General features: G+C 49.1%; 19 protein-coding genes. 12 read left to right on the top strand and 7 right to left on the bottom strand.

Going from position 1 to position 17,337, the window contains the following annotated elements; translation table 11 throughout:
• Positions 1 to 16: 16 nt before the first annotated feature.
• Both rnhA and JHL22_RS04060 read right to left on the bottom strand, forming a co-directional pair.
• Positions 17 to 469 carry a ribonuclease HI gene (rnhA, locus tag JHL22_RS04065; protein WP_200234073.1) on the bottom strand — a complete coding sequence of 151 codons (453 nt, stop codon included), beginning with the start codon at positions 467 to 469 and terminating at the stop codon, positions 17 to 19.
• Positions 462 to 1,253 carry a class I SAM-dependent methyltransferase gene (locus JHL22_RS04060; protein ID WP_200234064.1) on the bottom strand — a complete coding sequence of 264 codons (792 nt, stop codon included), beginning with the start codon at positions 1,251 to 1,253 and terminating at the stop codon, positions 462 to 464. Before JHL22_RS04060 ends, rnhA begins: the two co-directional genes overlap by 8 nt.
• A gap of 51 nt (positions 1,254 to 1,304) precedes the next feature.
• Here JHL22_RS04060 and gloB point away from each other — a divergent pair, with 51 nt between their 5' ends.
• The 8 genes from gloB (at position 1,305) to JHL22_RS04020 (ending at position 8,605) form a co-directional block, all read left to right on the top strand.
• Positions 1,305 to 2,087, top strand: coding sequence for a hydroxyacylglutathione hydrolase (gloB, locus tag JHL22_RS04055; protein ID WP_200234062.1), 783 nt, complete (start codon positions 1,305 to 1,307; stop codon positions 2,085 to 2,087).
• An 8-nt stretch (positions 2,088 to 2,095) separates the two neighbouring features.
• On the top strand, positions 2,096 to 3,757 hold the full coding sequence (locus tag JHL22_RS04050) for a lytic transglycosylase (protein ID WP_234041096.1): 1,662 nt from the start codon (positions 2,096 to 2,098) through the stop codon (positions 3,755 to 3,757).
• Positions 3,758 to 3,860: 103 nt separating this feature from the next.
• The gene (gene fabI / locus JHL22_RS04045) at positions 3,861 to 4,643 is read left to right on the top strand and encodes an enoyl-ACP reductase FabI (protein ID WP_200234060.1); all 783 of its coding nucleotides are present in this window, start codon (positions 3,861 to 3,863) and stop codon (positions 4,641 to 4,643) included.
• Positions 4,644 to 4,665: 22 nt separating this feature from the next.
• Positions 4,666 to 5,370: a DNA polymerase III subunit epsilon gene (dnaQ, locus tag JHL22_RS04040; protein ID WP_200234058.1), complete on the top strand. Its 705-nt coding sequence runs from the start codon at positions 4,666 to 4,668 to the stop codon at positions 5,368 to 5,370.
• Between the two features lie 143 nt (positions 5,371 to 5,513).
• Entirely contained in the window at positions 5,514 to 5,858 is a 345-nt protein-coding gene (locus tag JHL22_RS04035; protein ID WP_200234056.1) for a protein tyrosine phosphatase family protein, read from the top strand.
• 18 nt (positions 5,859 to 5,876) lie between these two features.
• Complete coding sequence (locus tag JHL22_RS04030) at positions 5,877 to 6,338, top strand: universal stress protein (protein WP_200234047.1); 462 nt, start codon at positions 5,877 to 5,879, stop codon at positions 6,336 to 6,338.
• A 158-nt stretch (positions 6,339 to 6,496) separates the two neighbouring features.
• Positions 6,497 to 7,003, top strand: coding sequence for a peroxiredoxin (locus JHL22_RS04025; protein WP_200234045.1), 507 nt, complete (start codon positions 6,497 to 6,499; stop codon positions 7,001 to 7,003).
• Positions 7,004 to 7,081: 78 nt separating this feature from the next.
• A complete protein-coding gene (locus JHL22_RS04020) occupies positions 7,082 to 8,605 on the top strand; it encodes an MFS transporter (RefSeq protein ID WP_200234043.1) in 1,524 nt (507 codons plus the stop codon).
• A gap of 18 nt (positions 8,606 to 8,623) precedes the next feature.
• Here JHL22_RS04020 and JHL22_RS04015 read toward each other — a convergent pair whose 3' ends face one another.
• Both JHL22_RS04015 and bioB read right to left on the bottom strand, forming a co-directional pair.
• Positions 8,624 to 9,481 (bottom strand): DMT family transporter, encoded by an 858-nt coding sequence (locus tag JHL22_RS04015; protein ID WP_200234041.1) that lies wholly within the window; start codon positions 9,479 to 9,481, stop codon positions 8,624 to 8,626.
• A 24-nt stretch (positions 9,482 to 9,505) separates the two neighbouring features.
• Positions 9,506 to 10,492: a biotin synthase BioB gene (gene bioB, locus JHL22_RS04010; protein WP_200234039.1), complete on the bottom strand. Its 987-nt coding sequence runs from the start codon at positions 10,490 to 10,492 to the stop codon at positions 9,506 to 9,508.
• A 292-nt stretch (positions 10,493 to 10,784) separates the two neighbouring features.
• Between bioB and JHL22_RS04005 the strand changes: the two genes are divergently transcribed.
• The 3 genes from JHL22_RS04005 to JHL22_RS03995 all read left to right on the top strand — a co-directional run bounded on the left by JHL22_RS04005 (position 10,785) and on the right by JHL22_RS03995 (position 13,679).
• The gene (locus tag JHL22_RS04005) at positions 10,785 to 11,519 is read left to right on the top strand and encodes a YoaK family protein (RefSeq protein WP_234041095.1); all 735 of its coding nucleotides are present in this window, start codon (positions 10,785 to 10,787) and stop codon (positions 11,517 to 11,519) included.
• A 140-nt stretch (positions 11,520 to 11,659) separates the two neighbouring features.
• Positions 11,660 to 13,114 (top strand): cardiolipin synthase, encoded by a 1,455-nt coding sequence (gene cls, locus JHL22_RS04000; RefSeq protein WP_329610630.1) that lies wholly within the window; start codon positions 11,660 to 11,662, stop codon positions 13,112 to 13,114.
• Between the two features lie 22 nt (positions 13,115 to 13,136).
• On the top strand, positions 13,137 to 13,679 hold the full coding sequence (locus JHL22_RS03995) for an NUDIX hydrolase (RefSeq protein ID WP_200234035.1): 543 nt from the start codon (positions 13,137 to 13,139) through the stop codon (positions 13,677 to 13,679).
• Between the two features lie 57 nt (positions 13,680 to 13,736).
• On the opposite strand, the gene JHL22_RS03990 is transcribed toward JHL22_RS03995, so the two are convergent.
• Positions 13,737 to 13,901 (bottom strand): DUF1328 domain-containing protein, encoded by a 165-nt coding sequence (locus JHL22_RS03990; RefSeq protein ID WP_200234033.1) that lies wholly within the window; start codon positions 13,899 to 13,901, stop codon positions 13,737 to 13,739.
• 301 nt (positions 13,902 to 14,202) lie between these two features.
• Here JHL22_RS03990 and JHL22_RS03985 point away from each other — a divergent pair, with 301 nt between their 5' ends.
• Positions 14,203 to 15,174 carry an adenosine deaminase gene (locus JHL22_RS03985; protein ID WP_200234031.1) on the top strand — a complete coding sequence of 324 codons (972 nt, stop codon included), beginning with the start codon at positions 14,203 to 14,205 and terminating at the stop codon, positions 15,172 to 15,174.
• Between the two features lie 107 nt (positions 15,175 to 15,281).
• On the opposite strand, the gene JHL22_RS03980 is transcribed toward JHL22_RS03985, so the two are convergent.
• Both JHL22_RS03980 and JHL22_RS03975 read right to left on the bottom strand, forming a co-directional pair.
• Positions 15,282 to 16,067 (bottom strand): ABC transporter permease, encoded by a 786-nt coding sequence (locus tag JHL22_RS03980; protein WP_200234029.1) that lies wholly within the window; start codon positions 16,065 to 16,067, stop codon positions 15,282 to 15,284.
• A 63-nt stretch (positions 16,068 to 16,130) separates the two neighbouring features.
• Positions 16,131 to 17,324: an ABC transporter substrate-binding protein gene (locus JHL22_RS03975; protein WP_200234028.1), complete on the bottom strand. Its 1,194-nt coding sequence runs from the start codon at positions 17,322 to 17,324 to the stop codon at positions 16,131 to 16,133.
• Positions 17,325 to 17,337 lie beyond the last annotated feature (13 nt).

Genomic DNA, 17,337 nt, shown 5'->3' with positions numbered 1-17,337 from the left:
TCCAGTCCAAATCACTCTACGGAGTGATTTTTTTTGCCATTAGAACCCCTTCATTGGCCAACTGGTCGGCGCGTTCATTGCCGGGGTCGCCCGAATGACCTTTGACCCATTTCCAGGTAATGTCATGTTTTGCCACCTGTTCATTCAGTTCCAGCCATAAATCCATGTTTTTAACCGGTTTTTTATCGGCGGTTTTCCAGTTTCGTTTTATCCAGCCATCCATCCATTCGGTAATGCCTTTTTGCACATACTGGGAATCAATGTGAAGCAGGACTTTACAGGGACGTTTCAGGGCATTAAGGGCCTGGATGACGGCGGTCATTTCCATCCGGTTATTGGTGGTTTCGGTTTCTCCACCGCACAGTGTTTTTTCATGAGGACCCTGTTTAAGCAACACGCCCCAGCCACCAATGCCGGGGTTGCCCTTGCAGGCGCCGTCAGTCCATATTTCGACTAGTTTTTTATCCATGTTCAGTATTGAATAATTGAGTGATATCTCTTTGACTGGTAATGGCAGGACGTCTGTTTGCCAGACTTCTCCTGCGTTTTCTTTTTGGCAACTGCCCAACAAGGTGCATGCCGCGCGCCCGTTTCTTGGCGGAAAGCAAGTAAACGCCTCCGGCCACAGGCCACCAACGGTCTCCGGCCTGGTTCATGAAATCCCAGCGGTTAAGCCATTTTTCAGTTTTGCAGGCTGGAGTATAACAGCCGAAATGGCCTCGGTCGATGTCAAGGGATAATAATTTGAACCAGTCTTTCAGGCGACGCACCGAGACCATGTTGCGGTTGGAAATTGGCACCCAGGGATTAAGGAATGGCATGCCATTGCGAAGGCCCCACAAGCTCCTGGGGTTGAAGCCGCTAATGACCACTCTGCCTTCGTAAACCAGCACCCGCTCTACTTCCCGCAAAATTTGGTGGGGGTCTTGTGAACATTCAAGAATATGCGGAAGGATAACCAGATCCAGGCTGCAACTGGGAAAGGGAAGCTGGTCAAGGCGGCCATGAATGATTTTTGGCTGATCGGTCGATGTTACATTTTTTTCTGATTCATCCGTTAAAATCACCTTTGACCTGATCCGGTTGTTTCGTAGTAAATCCCATGCTGGCAAGCCAATTTGCAATGCATTGAAGCCAAATGCGTTGGCCACGATTTGATCCAGCTTTTCAGTTTCCCAACTGATAACCGTTTGACCAGGATCAGAGTTCAGCCACTGCGTAAGGTTTAAAATCTGCGAATTGGTTTGCGTCACGCCTGCCTCGGGGTAAGTGTAAATATTTCTTGAAACGTTTAAGTATTGGATATGACCAGTAAAATTCTGCCCATCAGTGCCTTTAATGATAATTATATCTGGATAATCGTGCAGGGTAACAATGCCGTGGTCATTGATCCCGGCCAGGCCGAGCCGGTGCTTAAGGTGCTTCAAGAACAAAACCTGAATTTGCAGGCTATCCTGGTTACCCATCATCATGCCGATCATGTAGGGGGCATTGCCGGTTTGCGCGAACACACCCAGGCCAAAGTATATGGTCCTGCCACAGAATCCATTCCTTTTTGCGATGTCCCCCTGCAAGAAGGCGATATTGTTGGCATCGAAGGGTTTTCCTGGACGCTTTCCGTCCTTGACGTACCCGGCCATACATTAGGGCATATTGCCTATTTCGGGTTCATCAACCCGAATGAGCCTGTCCTGTTTTGTGGTGACACCCTGTTTGCCACCGGTTGCGGAAGGATATTTGAAGGAAATTCTACGCAAATGAACCAAAGTATTGATAAATTTAAGAAATTGCCTCAAAATACGCTGGTGTTTTGTGCTCATGAGTATACCTTGGGTAATATTCAATGGGCACTTGCCGTAGAGGAGGGGAATCCTGATTTGCAACAGTGGTCACAAGAAGCACGGTTAATCAGGAGCCAGCAAAAACCAACCGTTCCCACCACGGTGGGTCACGAACTCAAGACCAATCCGTTTATGCGGGTTGATCAAAAATCAGTAATTAATGCCGCACAGGCCAGGGCCGGGCGTAGCTTGAATGCGCCCCACGAGGTCTTTGCCGTGTTGCGTGATTGGAAGAATTCATTCTAAGGATACTCATGAAATTAATTAAGCTTGCCGTTGTAGCCTCAGTTGTTGTTTTGACCGGGTGTGCATCCTCCGGCAATTCTTCCAAAAACTACTCGTCATCATCAGTCGGCCCGCAAAAAGATGTCTGGGAACGAATCCGTAAAGGGTTCACAATGCCTAACCTGCAAGACGACAGGGTTGAATACTGGACCAATTACTATGCGGCCCGCCCCGCTTCTGTACAAATAATGGCACAGCGCTCAAGCAAGTATATTCACTATATTACCCAAGAACTTGAAAGACGTAATATGCCAACAGAACTGGCTTTATTGCCATTTGTTGAAAGTGCCTATAATGCGAAAGCGGTTTCCAGCGCAAAAGCGGCTGGCCTGTGGCAATTCATTCCAAGCACGGGAACGCATTACAACTTAACGCAAGATTGGTGGAAAGACCAAAGACGGGATCCGGTTCAGTCCACCCATGCCGCGCTTAACTACCTGTCTTATCTGCACGGTTTTCAGGATAATGACTGGCATTTGGCACTGGCCTCCTATAATTGGGGAGAGGGGTCGGTTAAACGGGCGCGTGACCGTAATGCCAATTCAGGTTTGGGTACCGATTACCTGTCCCTTAGAATGCCTAAGGAAACTCGCGATTATGTACCTAAATTGCAGGCCATTGAAAACATCATCAGAAACCCTGACCGCTACGGTATTAAATTACCGCATGTGCCCGACCAGCCCTATTTCGAAAAAATTAATAACACCCGGGATATTGATATAGACATTGCGGCCCGTCTGGCTGAGATTTCTGTTGAGGAGTTTCGTGAGCTGAATCCGTCGTTCCAGCGAAGTGTATTGCTTGGGGAGCACAGCCCGCAAATTTTGTTGCCTAAACATAAAGTAACCGCTTACAAGCGGAATCTTAAAAGTCACAAAGGGGCGCTCTCGGCATGGGAGGGTTATACACCGGCTCCAGGCGAGTCCCTGGCCGGCATTGCCGACAAATATGGCATTTCCCTGGCCAAGCTGAAGTCGCTTAATGGTTATGGCGCAAAGCAGTCGGTTGCGCTGTCTTCCAGAACCCTAATGGTGCCACGCAACTCGGGCGCGCCAGCGGGTATTACGCCTGACGATATCATGGCACCCGCCATTAATACAGCATCGCCCGCCATGTTGGCCAGCAATGCCAATGTAATCCGGGCATCCGCCATGTCTCCAACGGTACCTGCCCAGGTTACTGCACCGGCCCCTTCACCGGCAGCTAATAGCAGACCTGCGATGGCCTCTGCTTCAGCAGTAACGGTTGATCCTTTGGCTGATATCATTTATTCAAGCGGCAATAATCCTGCATTAACCGCAGGTGTGCGTGCTGTGCCGGTAGCGGCTTCAAGTGCGGCCATTCCTTCTGCCGTGTCACGGCCGGCGGTCTATAAACGTCCAGCTGTGGCCGTTGTCGCCAAAACCACTGGCAAGCCAGCCGTGCGCACTGCCTCTTTAAACAAACCGGCTCCAAAAGTCGCAAAGAAAAAGGTATCGGTTCACAAAGTGGTCAAGGGAGATACCCTTTACTCTTTGGCAAAACGTTATAATACGTCGGTTCAAGATTTGAAAGCGTTAAATAACATGGGTAGCGCAGCACTGAAACCAGGTGCGTCACTACGTATTCCCGGGGCAGGAAGCCGAGGCTAGGCTAGACTGAACCGGTAAATTTTCAAGATGAAAATTGCGTAATACTTTTAGGTTACGCAATTTTTTTATAATAATTCCGTTTTGCAAAATAGGATAAGAAACAATGGGTTTTCTTGCAAATAAAAGAGTCCTGGTCACAGGCGTCATTTCCAATCGCTCTATTGCTTATGGCATTGCGCGAGCCTGTCATCAACAAGGTGCCGAATTGGCGTTCACCTATGCCGGAGACCGTTTCAAAGACCGTGTCACAGAGTTTGCTGCAGATTTTGGCAGCAATATCGTGATTCCCTGTGACGTTGCTTCTGATGAAAATATTGACGCTGCATTTGCCGAGCTGGCAACACATTGGGACGGTCTTGACGGCCTTGTGCACTCAATTGGATTTGCTCCCCGGGAAGCGATTGCCGGTAATTTCCTGGAAGGCGTTACCCGTGAAAATTTCCGTATTGCCCATGATATTTCGGCTTACAGTTTTCCGGCGATGGCAAGGGCGGCCTTGCCCCTGTTGCAGGCTCGTCAGGGTTCTTTGCTAACCATGACGTACCTGGGGGCAGAAAAATCCATCCCCAATTACAATACCATGGGTCTGGCAAAAGCCTCATTGGAAGCCAGTGTCCGTTATCTGGCCAGCGCGCTGGGCGAACAGGGCATCCGTTCCAATGCGATTTCCGCCGGTCCCATCAAGACATTGGCAGCCAGTGGCATCAAAGACTTCTCGGTCATCCTGAACTTCGTTGAAAAACACGCGCCATTGCGTCGTAACGTGACCATTGAAGACGTGGGTAATACCGCAGCATTCCTGTTGTCAGACCTGGCAGCAGGTATTACCGGCCAGGTGGTGCATGTTGATGCCGGCTTCTCGGCGGTTGTTCCTGGTATGGCTTAAATTTTTAGGGGTTGTAAATATAATGCGTCAGATTATTCTTGATACCGAAACCACCGGTCTTGATCCTGATCAGGGCGACCGGGTTGTTGAACTGGGGTGCGTAGAGGTCATCAACCGGGAATTAACCGGGAATAACCTGCATCTTTATTTCAACCCCGACCGGGACAGTGCTCCCGAGGCATTGGCAGTCCATGGCCTGACAACCGAATTTTTATCGCAGCACGGCCGCTTCAGCGATGAAGCGCAACGCATTGCAGCCTATCTGGAAGGGGCGGAAATTATCATTCATAATGCCGCTTTCGATACTAAATTCCTGAATGCCGAGTTTGCCCGGGTAGGCATGCCCACCGTCAATAGTATCGCCGGTCTTATTACCGATACCCTGGCCATGGCGCGGGAGCGGTTTCCCGGCAAGCGCAATAACCTGGATATTTTGTGTGAGCGTTTTGATATTTCCAACAAGCATCGTATATTGCACGGCGCCTTGCTGGACGCCGAGCTGTTGGCCGAAGTTTGGCTGGCCATGACGCGAGGCCAGTTTGGCTTGCTAATGGAAGAGGCCGGAGAACAGGATACTCAAAAGACATCGGCAAACAGACTGGCGCTGGATACGCTGGTATTGCCAGTTATCCGGCCTTCCGACCCAGAATTGCAGGCGCACCAGGAATATTTGGATGCGCTGGATAAAGCCGCTGGAAAAACCTGTTTATGGCGTGAGCTTGCCTAGTATTGGTTTGCATGATTGCCCAGGGTGTTAATTGGAAAATAATTGTTTACAATCAAATAAACTAGCATAAAATCATATAACCGAAAAGGATAAAGGGTACGATCCCTTTATGCCCCCTGATATAGTTTATTCAAGAGGAATTCATGTCTACACCTTTTACACCATTAAGTGATACCGTTGCCGTCGCGCCTCAATTAAGCGCCAGTGATATGGCAGCTGTCAAGGCCGCCGGTTTCAATAGTGTTATTATCAATCGTCCAGACTTGGAAGGTGGAGACACCCAGCCTCTTTCAGCCGATATCATTAAGGCCGGGCAAGACGCTGGCCTGACGGTGGTGTACCAGCCTGTGGTAAGTGGCGCCATGACGCAGGAAAATGTAAACCAGTTCCACGAATACCTGGAAACTTTACCAGCGCCCATTCTTGCTTTTTGTCGTAGCGGAACCCGTTGTACGCATTTGTACAATGCCGCCAAACAAACCCCCTAGTCCAAAGGAGACCACTTCATGTATAAAAAAATATTGCTGCCTATTGATGGTTCTGAAATTTCCGCACAAGCCGCTAATTCTGGCATTTGTTTTGCCCGGCAAATTGGCGCAGAAATTCTCACCATTAATGTCACCCAACCCTTTTCAACACTCATCGGTTTTGATGGCATGGCTGCTTCATATGCTATTTCCGATGGTGATTACGAAGAGGCAGCGAAAAAAGAAGCACACGAGTACCTGAAGCCCGTTCTTGAGCGGGCCGAAACGGCAGGCGTCAAGGCCAGCTCTGTGGTTACCTCCAATTACAGTGTGGCTGATGGCATCGTAGAAGCCGCCAAAGAACATAATTGTGATCTTATCTATATTGCCAGTCATGGTCGCAGCGGTTTGTCGCGTCTGTTGCTGGGCAGTGTTACCGTGAAGGTCTTGTCTTTGGCCCATACCTCGGTGCTGGTCTATCGAGTCAAGGAAAGCAGCTAGTTCTTAAACGGTTTTTTTATCGCCATAACTTGGTGTAAACAGCCGCCTTATTCCGTAAACCGGAGCAAGGCGGTTTTTGCTTCCTGGAACATTTGTTTTTTTTAAAGGCGTGTAGTGATACACTTTCCTTTCATGCAGGTTAATTTCAAGGAGAAGTCATGACGATTAAAATTGGCGATAAAGTGCCAGACGGTACATTAACAGAATTTATTGAAACCGCTTCCGAAGGGTGTTCTTTGGGGCCTAATGCCTTTAAAGTATCTGATCTGCTCAAAGGCAAGAAAGTTGCCCTGTTTGCCGTACCCGGTGCTTTTACGCCCACCTGCTCTGCCCAGCATTTACCTGGTTATATAGAGCTGGAAAGTCAGCTCAAGGCCAAGGGGATTGATGAAATCTGGTGTGTGGCGGTTAATGACGCATTTGTCATGGGGGCATGGGGTCGCGAGCAGAATGTGCAAGGTAAAGTACGCATGTTTGCCGACGGCTCGGCAACATGGGCTAAAGCCATGGGGCTTGAACTAGATCTGGTTTCCAAAGGCCTGGGTGTACGTTCACGCCGCTACTCTGCCGTCCTGGACGATGGTGTGGTTACTCTTCTTAATCTTGAAGAGGGTGGAGCCTATGAAGTGAGTGATGCGAAGACATTGCTGTCCCAGTTAGGTTAGTTTCTTTATTTTTTACAAGGTCCCTGCAATGCTGGGGGCCTTTTCTTGTTCTGGATTGTGAATTGCAGGTGTTTGGGTATGATTTCACTGTTTTTGTCCTTTTTGTCGCTTTACACTGCAATTCTTTTCCTGTCCCTGGGTACGGGTTTGTTCAACACGTACATCGCGCTATTTCTGACGCAGAACAATGTCAGTGAGGTCTGGGTTGGCCTTCTGATGGCGGCCTATTATACGGGGCTGGTCCTGGGGGCGCGTACCGGTAACAAGCTGATTGTTTATGTGGGGCATATCCGGGCTTATGCCATTGCCGCAGCCATTGTGGCTATTATGGTTTTAATGCAAACCATTGTGTCAAATATTACATTGTGGCTGCTTTTTCGGGTTGTGGTGGGTATGGCCATGGTTACACAGTACATGATTCTTGAAAGCTGGCTGAACGAGCAGTCTGACTCGACAACGCGCGGCAGTATCTTCTCTTTTTACATGATTATGTCCAGTTTTGGGTTGGTGTTGGGGCAGGCTTCAATTTCACTTTTTCCTTCATTGGACCATACTCCGCTTGTTGTGGTTGCCATTGCAACAGCCCTTTGCCTGATTCCTGTCGCCATGACACGCCGGGTTCACCCGGTTATTCATTCGCAGGCACCCATTAAGTTGCAGGTATTTATCCGGTTGGTGCCCATGTCCATGTTTATTCTGTTCATGGCGGGGTGTATTACCGGTACTTTTTACAGTCTGGCGCCGGTATATGGCATTAAACTGGGCTTGGATACCAACCAGATTGCCGTGTTCCTGTCTGTTTGTGTGATGGCTGGTGTGCTGTTCCAGTGGCCAATAGGTTGGCTGTCTGACCGGATTGATCGGGTCAAACTGATTGGCATTAATGTTTTCTTGCTAACGCTGGTTACGATTCCTTTGTATGGATATTGGGAAGTTTCATTTCCCTTGATGCTGCTGTTGGTGGCTATTGTGGGGGTTTTGCAATTTACCATTTATCCACTGGCTACCGCTTTTGCCAATGATCATGTAGAGCCTGGCTTGCGGGTGGGCTTAAGTGGTGTCTTGCTGATGGTTTATGGGGTAGGGGCAGGTCTGGGGCCAATCGTTGCCGGGAAATTGATGGATATGGCGGGGGCGGGGATGTTTTACATTTTTACATCCGCTTGTGCGTTTGTCTTGACACTGTTTATTAGTCGTCAAAAAGTATCCGGTAAATACCGAGTGCAGCAAGAGCCTTTTGTGCCCATGCCCGTCGATATTCAGCCTGCTCCGGCCATCCTGGAGTTGGACCCGCGCGTTGACCTTAGCATTGATATTTCCGCTGATGAAGCGAAAATGGAAGAGGTGATTGAGCAACTTAAAGCCGATGAAGAGGAAGAACGGCTGGAGCAGGAACGGCTGGAACAGGAACGGCTGGAACAGGAGGAGCGGGAAAAAATAAATCAGGTGGAACCGCTTGAGGCAGATGGGCAGCAACAAGAGACAGAACTGGAAGAAACGCTGGCGGGGGAGCTTGCTGAAGAAGGTGTTGCCGCAGAAACAGGCCTCATGATTGATAGTGAGGCGCAACAGGCTGATCCCGAACAAAAGAAAACCCCGTAACCCGGGGTTTCGCAAGCGCTAATTAATAACCCAATAGTAAAGGCAGAATACGGCCAGTATGGCCAGAACAATGCCGATGGCATTGACCAGGCTGATTTTTTCCTTGAAAACCAGGGCGCCCACCAAGGTGCCCAGGCTGATAACACCAATATTCATGGTGGTAAAAACCAGGGTGGGGTTTTCGCTAAAGTGCTGGTGCGCCTTGATATAAAAAAGGATATTGCCAAAATTCAGGCAGCCCAGAACCAGGCCGCCGGCCGCGTTGCGCGGATGCCATTGTGCTTTGCTGGCAAATAAATAAAAAAACATGAGCAAACCGGCCATGGCAAAGGCAATAAACAGCCCGGTCGGAAACGCGGTGCCGGTTTTGGCCATTTGCTTGAACAGGATATCAATCACGCCGTAACCCAGCCACACCATTAATAGATACAGGGCACTGCTGCGGACTTGGTTGGTGGTGGTGCTTGAGGCCGGCTTCCAGAGCAGGCAGAACAGGGCAATAAATGCCAGGAGCAGGCTGATGCCCCGTGATAGTGAAAGGGCTTCTCCAAAAATCGTGAATGAAGCGACAATGGGCAGGAACAGGGATAGCCTTTGTGCAGCATCGGCACGCACAATGCCGGCAAACTCAACCGCCTTGAACATGGCCAGGAAAATAAGTGGTAACAATATCCCCAGGACGGCAAACAGCCCCCAGGGTAATGCCTGTATGCTGGCGCCCGAGAGCCTGGGTTGCAAAAGCAGCCAGCATAAAACAATGGCGGTCACATAATTGAAGGCAATGGCCTGTTTGATGTCAATCGCATGTTGCCGGGCTATTTTTAACAGGACAGAAACCGTCACGCTGCATAAAATGCTTAAGAGTAGATAGGTCATAATGTTTTTCTTGTCTGGTATGGCTTAATGATGATCTTTGGCGCCGGTTGCTTTCAGGTTAAGTCGTTCCAGTAGCTGTTGGTCGGCCTGTGCCTGGGGGTTGTCGCTGGTTAGCAGTTTTTCTCCGTAGAAAATAGAATTTGCGCCAGCCAGAAAACAAAGTGCCTGAATGCCATCATTCATTTGTTCGCGTCCGGCAGACAGGCGGACATAGGCCTTGGGCATGGTAATGCGGGCCACGGCAATGGTACGGATGAATTCAAACGGGTCCAGGTCTTCATTATCAAATAACGGGGTGCCCTTGATTTTAACCAGGTTATTAACCGGTACCGATTCCGGGTAAGGGTTCAGGTTGGCCAGTTGGGCAATCAGGCCCGCGCGCTCACGGCGGGATTCTCCCAGGCCAACAATGCCGCCACAGCATACATTCAGTCCGGCGTTGCGTACTCTTTCCAGGGTTTTCAGGCGGTCTTCATAAGTGCGGGTGGTAATGATTTTGCCGTAAAATTCGGGTGAAGTGTCAAGGTTATGGTTGTAATAGTCCAGTCCGGCATCGCGCAATTGTTCTGCCTGGCCTTCTTGTAACATGCCCAGGGTGACACAGGTTTCCATACCCAAATTCTTGACAGCCGAGATCATTTTGGCAATTTCATCCAGTTGGTGTGGTTTGGGATTGCGCCATGCCGCACCCATGCAAAAGCGCTGGGCACCATTATCACGGGCTGTTTTTGCTGCAGTAACCACCGCTTCAAGGGGTATGAGTTTTTTAGCCTTCACTTCTGTGTTGTAGCGCGCCGACTGGGGGCAGTAGGAGCAGTCTTCAGCGCATCCACCGGTCTTGATGGAAAGCAGGCTGGATAGCTGGATTTCATTGGGCTTGTGGTGGGCGCGATGAATTTGCTGGGCCTGAAATAGCAGGTCCATGAAAGGCAGTTCAAATAAATCGACAATTGATGTGACATTCCATATGGTATTCTGATGGGATGTACCTGGTTGTGTTAATGTATCCATTTGCAGTTGTTCGCTTAAGTAATTGTTCAGATTCACTTATCGTAAAGTTGCAAAGGTAAATAAGCAATAATTTTAAATGGGTGTTATTTTTTGTTTTAACGTAAATTGGCTATTTTATTGTGTGTTTTGCCGTGTTTTAGCGTAATTTAATGGATTGCGCAGGGCATAGGTAACATTTTTTCAGTTTGTTTTTTAAAAATTTTGTTTGTGGAACATGTCGTTCAAAGACTATTCGCGTCGTTTAAGTGGAAAAATAAGAACTAAAGATGCAAACTCATCACTTGCATATTATTTGACATTTATTGCCGGGGCCATCAATGCAGGTGGTTTTTTGGCGATTGGCCAGTATACGTCGCATATGTCGGGTATCGTCTCGGGCATGGCAGACTCCCTGGCTTTGTGGAACTGGACGATTGTGCTGTCTGGCCTGGGGGCTTTCATGGCTTTTACCGCAGGTGCGGCAACCACGGCAATGATCATCAATTGGGCCAGGCATTCTTATTTGCGAAGCGAATATGCACTCCCCATTTTGCTCGAAGCCATGGTACTTATCCTGTTTGGCGCCCTTGATGGCATGCAATGGAATTACGACTGGCTCTGGACCTCGGTTACTGTGGCCGTGCTGTGTTATATCATGGGCCTGCAAAATGCCATTATCACCAAAATGTCCCACTCTGAATTCAGGACGACTCACGTAACCGGCATGGTTACCGATATAGGCATTGAATTGGGCAAGCTGTTTTACTGGAATCCTAATAAAAACGACCCCAAAAAACCTATTGTCAGGGGAGACCGGGCCAAGCTCAAGTTGCTCATCAAGCTGGTGTTGCTGTTTTTTCTGGGGGGCGTAACTGGTGCTTTCGGTTTCAAGCATTTGGGTTTTACATTCACAGTTGGGTTGGCCTCCATTCTGGTGCTTATTGCCAGTGCGCCAATACTTGATGATCTACATGCGGCAAGGGTTTTGCTTATGCGGCGCCGGCGTACAGAGCATGAGTTGGGTGAAGGTAAAAACCGTTCTGAATAAACCACGTATGGCTTAGTGGGTATGTACCTCATGGCTTAATTGGATTATTCTATCTGCTGCGTATGTGGGCGCAGTCGTTAATGGCTGTTAAACAAAGAAAGCAGGAAGAAGTATCGGGTTGCCATAATAAGGGTGTTTAAGTGTCTTTCATTCCCCAGGAATTTCATGCTTTTATATATACTGTCTGGACTTTGTATATTGTCGTCATGGGCGGCTGGATTCTATTGCAGAAAAGATCCCCCGTATCCACACTGACCTGGATTCTTACCCTTAGTCTTATTCCCGTTCTGGGTTTCTTTATTTATTATCTGTTTGGCCCTAAAAAAATAATCCGACACCGGCTTAGCCGCCGCCGAAGCAAGCAGATTGTCGAGCGTAATTATGCCATTTGGTCTCCTTTTATCCAGACAGAGGATTTTCCAGATGCGTATAAATCAATGGCCCGGCTTATTTTCAACACCACGAATATCCCCTTGTGCCATTCCATGGATTACCGCTTGCTATCTGGGGGTGAAAAAACCTATGATGCCATTTTTGATGCCATTGGCAAGGCTGAGAAATATATCCTGCTTGAATACTATATTTTTGAAAACGACCAAACCGGCCAGGCCCTGCGGGATTTGCTGACGGAAAAAGTAAAACAGGGCGTAAGCGTTTATTTGCTGGTGGACGCGCTGGGTTCTTCCCGGCTTACCCGTCGCTTCATGCGCGATTTTACTCAGGCAGGCGGGGAATTGGGTTTTTTTCATAATATTACCTGGCGTCGCCTGTTTTCCCTGATTAATTTCCGCAATCACCGGAAAATCGTTATTTGTGATGGCCTGAGTGGTTTTACCGGTGGGGTCAATATTACCGATGAGCAGGACTTAAGAAAAAATCCCAAGGCCTATCATGATGTGCATATTCAGGTGGATGGCCCGGTCATCGCCTGGCTTGAAAGCATTTTTATTGAGGACTGGCATTATTCAACCGGTGATCTTTCTTTAGTCAGAACCTTAAGAAAGGCCGGGCAGAAAGAACCAGATGTAGAGCGCGTGGTGACGGAACCGTCCCAGGCGTATCGCATGCAGGTAATACCTTCGGGGCCCGATTCTGATTTTGCCCCTATTTTGCGGGTGATGCTGTCCGCCATGTATCGGGCCCGCAAACGGATTTATTTAACCACGCCTTATTTTGTGCCTGATGAAGCCTCGCTTTTTGCCCTGACATCGGCGGCCCTTAAAGGGGTGGATGTGCGTTTGCTGGTGCCACGCAAAAGCGACAATCTGGTGGTCACGCTGGCAACCCGGTCCTGGTACGATGATCTTATCAAGGCGGGTATCCGGATATACGAATACACCCCGCGCATGTTGCATACCAAAACCCTGGTTATTGACGATGACCTGTCTTTTATTGGTAGCGCCAATTTTGATTACCGCAGTTTTTACCTTAACTTTGAGGTGTCGGTATTGTGTTATGAATCCAAAGCCAACGAATTGCTGGCCCGTGAATTTCATGAGTCATTACATTCTTCCGAAGAGGTTATACCCAAGAAGCAAAGTTTTGCTTATCGTCTTTTGACCTCTACCGCCCGTTTGTTTTCTCCCTTGCTTTAATTTGAATTGAAAAGAGTTTTTTATGTCTGATATTGATCTTGTAGAAACCCTGAAAGAAAGTCGCCCGATATTTTCCGGAGCGGTGGTCAAGTTGATGGTTGATACGGTTGAATTACCCAATGGCAAACAGGCTACCCGTGAGGTTGTACGCCATTGCGGCGCTGTGTGCGTGTTGGCGGTTACGGCACAAGAACAAGTTGTGCTGGTCAGGCAGTTTCGTCATCCGGTAGGCGATGTGCTGCTGGAAATCCCGGCCGGCAAGCTGGATATGGCCGGCGAAAGCCCCGAGCAATGCGCATTCAGGGAACTGGCCGAAGAAACGCCCTATACTGCGCAATCCATGGTATTGATCCAGAAGTTTTATACCGCACCTGGGTTTTGCGATGAACTCATGTACCTGTACGAGGCCAGGGGCCTTACAGAAAACAGCCTATTGAAGGCGGATGAAGATGAATTCGTGCAAACCGTTTTGTTAAGCCGCCAGCAAGTAAAGCAGGCCATTAAAGACAGAAATATTCAGGATGCCAAAACCCTGATTGCCCTGCAAAGCTGGCTGCTGGGCTGAAACCGCTGCGGGTTTTGTAGTGCTCCCGGTTTTATGTCAGGAGGGTAACGGTGACGGCTACTTCTTGAATTTTCCACCAAATAAGATTGAAAGTATGGCTAGGATAAGGAAAATCACAAACAGGATCTTTGCAATGCCGACAGCACTTGAGGCGATGCCGCCAAACCCAAATACGGCGGCAATAATGGCAATAATAAAAAAGACAATAGCGTAGTGAAGCATGATTCGTCTCCTTTTTTATTCAAAGTATCTTTTTCGGGATAGATGAATAAAATGTTTTAACTATCGATAAATTCAGGTTAATCAGGGCCAGGGAGCATGTCAAACTTGTTATTGACGCAAGGGTTATGATTTGTAAGTTTTATGAGCTTGGGCGGATCATGTTAAATAGCCGTTTCAAACTATTTACATTCTATGTCTGTAGGTTGGGTTTGCAAGATATGAAATACTTTCATGATAAAGTTTCATATACATTACCTGACAAATTTAAAGTATTAAAACCACCACTTAAAGACAAATATCAATGAATAAACAGGAACTGCGTTCATTTATCCGGGATTTACCCAAGGCAGAATTGCATCTGCATATAGAAGGCACGCTTGAGGCCGACATGATTTTTGCCTTGGCCGAACGTAACAAGGTCCAGCTGCCTTATGCTGACATCGAGTCATTGAAAAAGGCCTACCAGTTTACCGACTTGCAGTCTTTTCTGGACTTGTATTATGCCGGTGCTGCTGTCTTGCAAACCGAGCGGGATTTTCATGATATGACCTGGGCCTATCTGCAACGTGCTGCGGCCGATGGGGTAGTGCATGCGGAAATTATGTTTGACCCACAAACCCATACAAGCAGGGGGGTGGCCATTGAAACGGTATTTGCTGGCTTGGCCAGCGCCTTGCGGCAGGGGCAACAGGAACTGGGCATCAGCAGTAGCCTGATCTTCAGTTTCCTGCGTCATTTAAGCGAGGCTGAGGCTTTTGCCACCCTGGAGCAGGCCTTGCCCTTGCGCGGGCAATATGCCGACCTGTGGTTGTCGGTGGGGCTGGACTCTTCTGAGAAAGGCAATCCACCAGAAAAATTCCAGAAAGTCTTTGCCCGTTGCAAAGAGCTGGGTTTCAGGCGAGTGGCGCATGCCGGTGAAGAGGGGCCGGCTTCTTATGTGCGCGACGCTCTTGACCTGTTGCAGGCCGAGCGTATTGATCATGGCGTGCGTAGTGAAGAAGACCCGGCATTAATGCTGCGTTTGCAGCAAGAGCAGGTACCGCTGACGGTGTGTCCCCTGTCTAACCTGAAATTATGTGTGGTGACAGATTTGAAGCAGCACAACCTGAAACGGATGCTTGAACAGGGGTTGTGTGTCACCGTTAACTCAGATGATCCGGCCTATTTTGGCGGTTATATCCTGGATAACTATATGGCGGTGGCCCAAGCTTTGGATTTGTCCAGGGAACAATTGGTGCAGCTGGCCCAAAACAGTATGAACGCCCGGTTTTGAGCGGTGGATATGTGCTTCCAATATGCACTCCCACGCAGAGTGAACTGTCCAGCTTTAGGGGGTCAGTTCACTCTTGCGTGGGAACGCCTATCAGTTTCCCGGGGAGATTACGCCTTGCCGGGGGTGCGCACCCAGTACTGGTACAGTTTTTGGGCCAGGCCATCTAAAATGAAGCCAAGGGCGCCAATTAGCACAATGACAGCCATTAATTCGGAGTAGGCAAGCCGGTCACGGGTGTCCAGAATAAAGTAACCCAGGCCTGAGCTCACGCCCAGCATTTCACACGGAACCAGGACAATCCAGATCACGCCAATGGCCAGGCGCACACCGGTCAGGATATGGCCTAAAACACCTGGCAGGATGATTTTCAGCAAGACTTCCTTGCGGGTTGCGCTTAGGCTTTTGGCCAGCATCAGCCAGCGCGGGTCCAATTGTTTGACACCCGAGGCGGTATTTAGAATGATGGGCCAGACAGCGGCAAAAGTGAGCAGGAAGTAAATGGGTGCATCACCAATGCCAAATACCATGACGGCAATGGGCATCCATGACAGGGGGGAAATCATGCGTAGGAACTGGAAAGCCGTACTGGTTGAGTTCTCAAGGGCGCGTGAGGCGCCAACGGCAAGGCCCACAGGAACGCCAATCAGCAAGGCAAAGCCAAGGCTGACCAGGACGCGTTTCATGCTGGTCAGGATATGCAGGGTAAGCTGGTTTTGAACCAATAACTCGTACAGGCTGTTGAATGTTTTAACCGGGCTGAGCAGGCTGGCCAGTGATACATTGGCTTCCAGCCAATGGGCACCCAGGCTCCAATGGGCAATTAGCATGAGCAGGCCACCCATGCCAAGGGAAAAACGGGCGCTAATGCCGGGTTGGTTAAGATTGGTGTGCATAATGAATACGGGTGTAAAAAGCCTGTTGCCCGATTTGTACCGGTTGCAGGCCGAATTAAATGTTTAGCCGGTAATGGTTTCTTGCCGGGTAAATGATTCAAGGCCGAAAGTGGCCAGGCCACCATTGTCCAGAATGGCTTTTTTCACAAAGCGGTCATCCACCAGATCATTGGCCACAAAGGCCGGATCAAGTGCCTGCAGAAAATCGTTTCTGCCTGAAACCATCGTGGTTTTTAGTTTCCTGACCAGTTCTTCGGTATAGCTGGGAAACGGATAAGGCTGGAAGTCGATTCGTTTCTCATTCCACTGTGTGTTCACGATTGCGCCATTGCTTTCGTACAGTTCGCGATCCAGCAGTTCAGGTACCAGAACCTGTGACAGGGCTTCGCGTGAGTGCGGGGTATAACGGCGTTCATTATCCCTGGACAGGATGTGGGCGGTTTCGCTTCGGTTATCCTGTATCCAGGCTTGGGCCTTGACGACAGCGTTAACCACTTTCTGGGTCCATTCGGGGCGCTGTTGCAAATCTTGCTCATGCATTAATACAACACAGCAGGCATGGTCTTTCCAGACGTCGCCGGTAAAACGCAGGATTTTGCCTGCTTTAAGTACTTCAGCCGAGGCATTGAAGGGTTCGGCAACGGTATAGCCGGCAATTTGTTTATTGGCCAGTGCGGGCACCATGTCAGAAGGCGCCATCACAACCAGCTTGACCTGCCCGGCGTTAGGATTGCCGTTGCTGATTGGTTCAAGCCCCTGGTTTTTAAGTAAATGCTGCAATACAACGTTGTGTAGGGAATACCAAAACGGAATGGCAACGGTTTTTCCGCCCAGGTCTTTAATTTGGTTAATCTCGTTTAGAACGGTCAGGCCCGAACCGGACATATGGTTCCAGGCCACCACTTTTGCCTTGGATTGGCTGCCGTAGCGTGCCCATATGGTCATTGGGGCCAGCAGGTGCACCACATTAACCTGGCCGGCCAGAAAGGCCTCTACCAGTTGCGCCCAGCTGCGGAACATGCGGGGCTTTTCTACCTCAAGCCCCTGCTCCTGGTAGTATTGCAGATGATCGGCCACCAGTAACGGCGTGGCATCGGTAATGGGCAAATAACCAATTTTTACCGGTGCATTGGGGTCGGCAGCACGGGCCAGGTTATGCATTTGCAATAAGGGCAGGGCGCCCATGGCGGTAAACAGGCCTGACAGTTTCAAAAACTGGCGGCGGGCATCCGAAGTAGTATTGTTAGCGTCTTTCATATGTCTTCTCTTG

The sequence above is a fragment of the Advenella mandrilli genome (assembly GCF_016595155.1).
Taxonomy (GTDB): Bacteria; Pseudomonadota; Gammaproteobacteria; order Burkholderiales; family Burkholderiaceae_B; genus Advenella; species Advenella mandrilli.
Note: the sequence above shows the minus strand (reverse complement) of the source record. Positions and strands in the feature narration are given on the sequence as shown.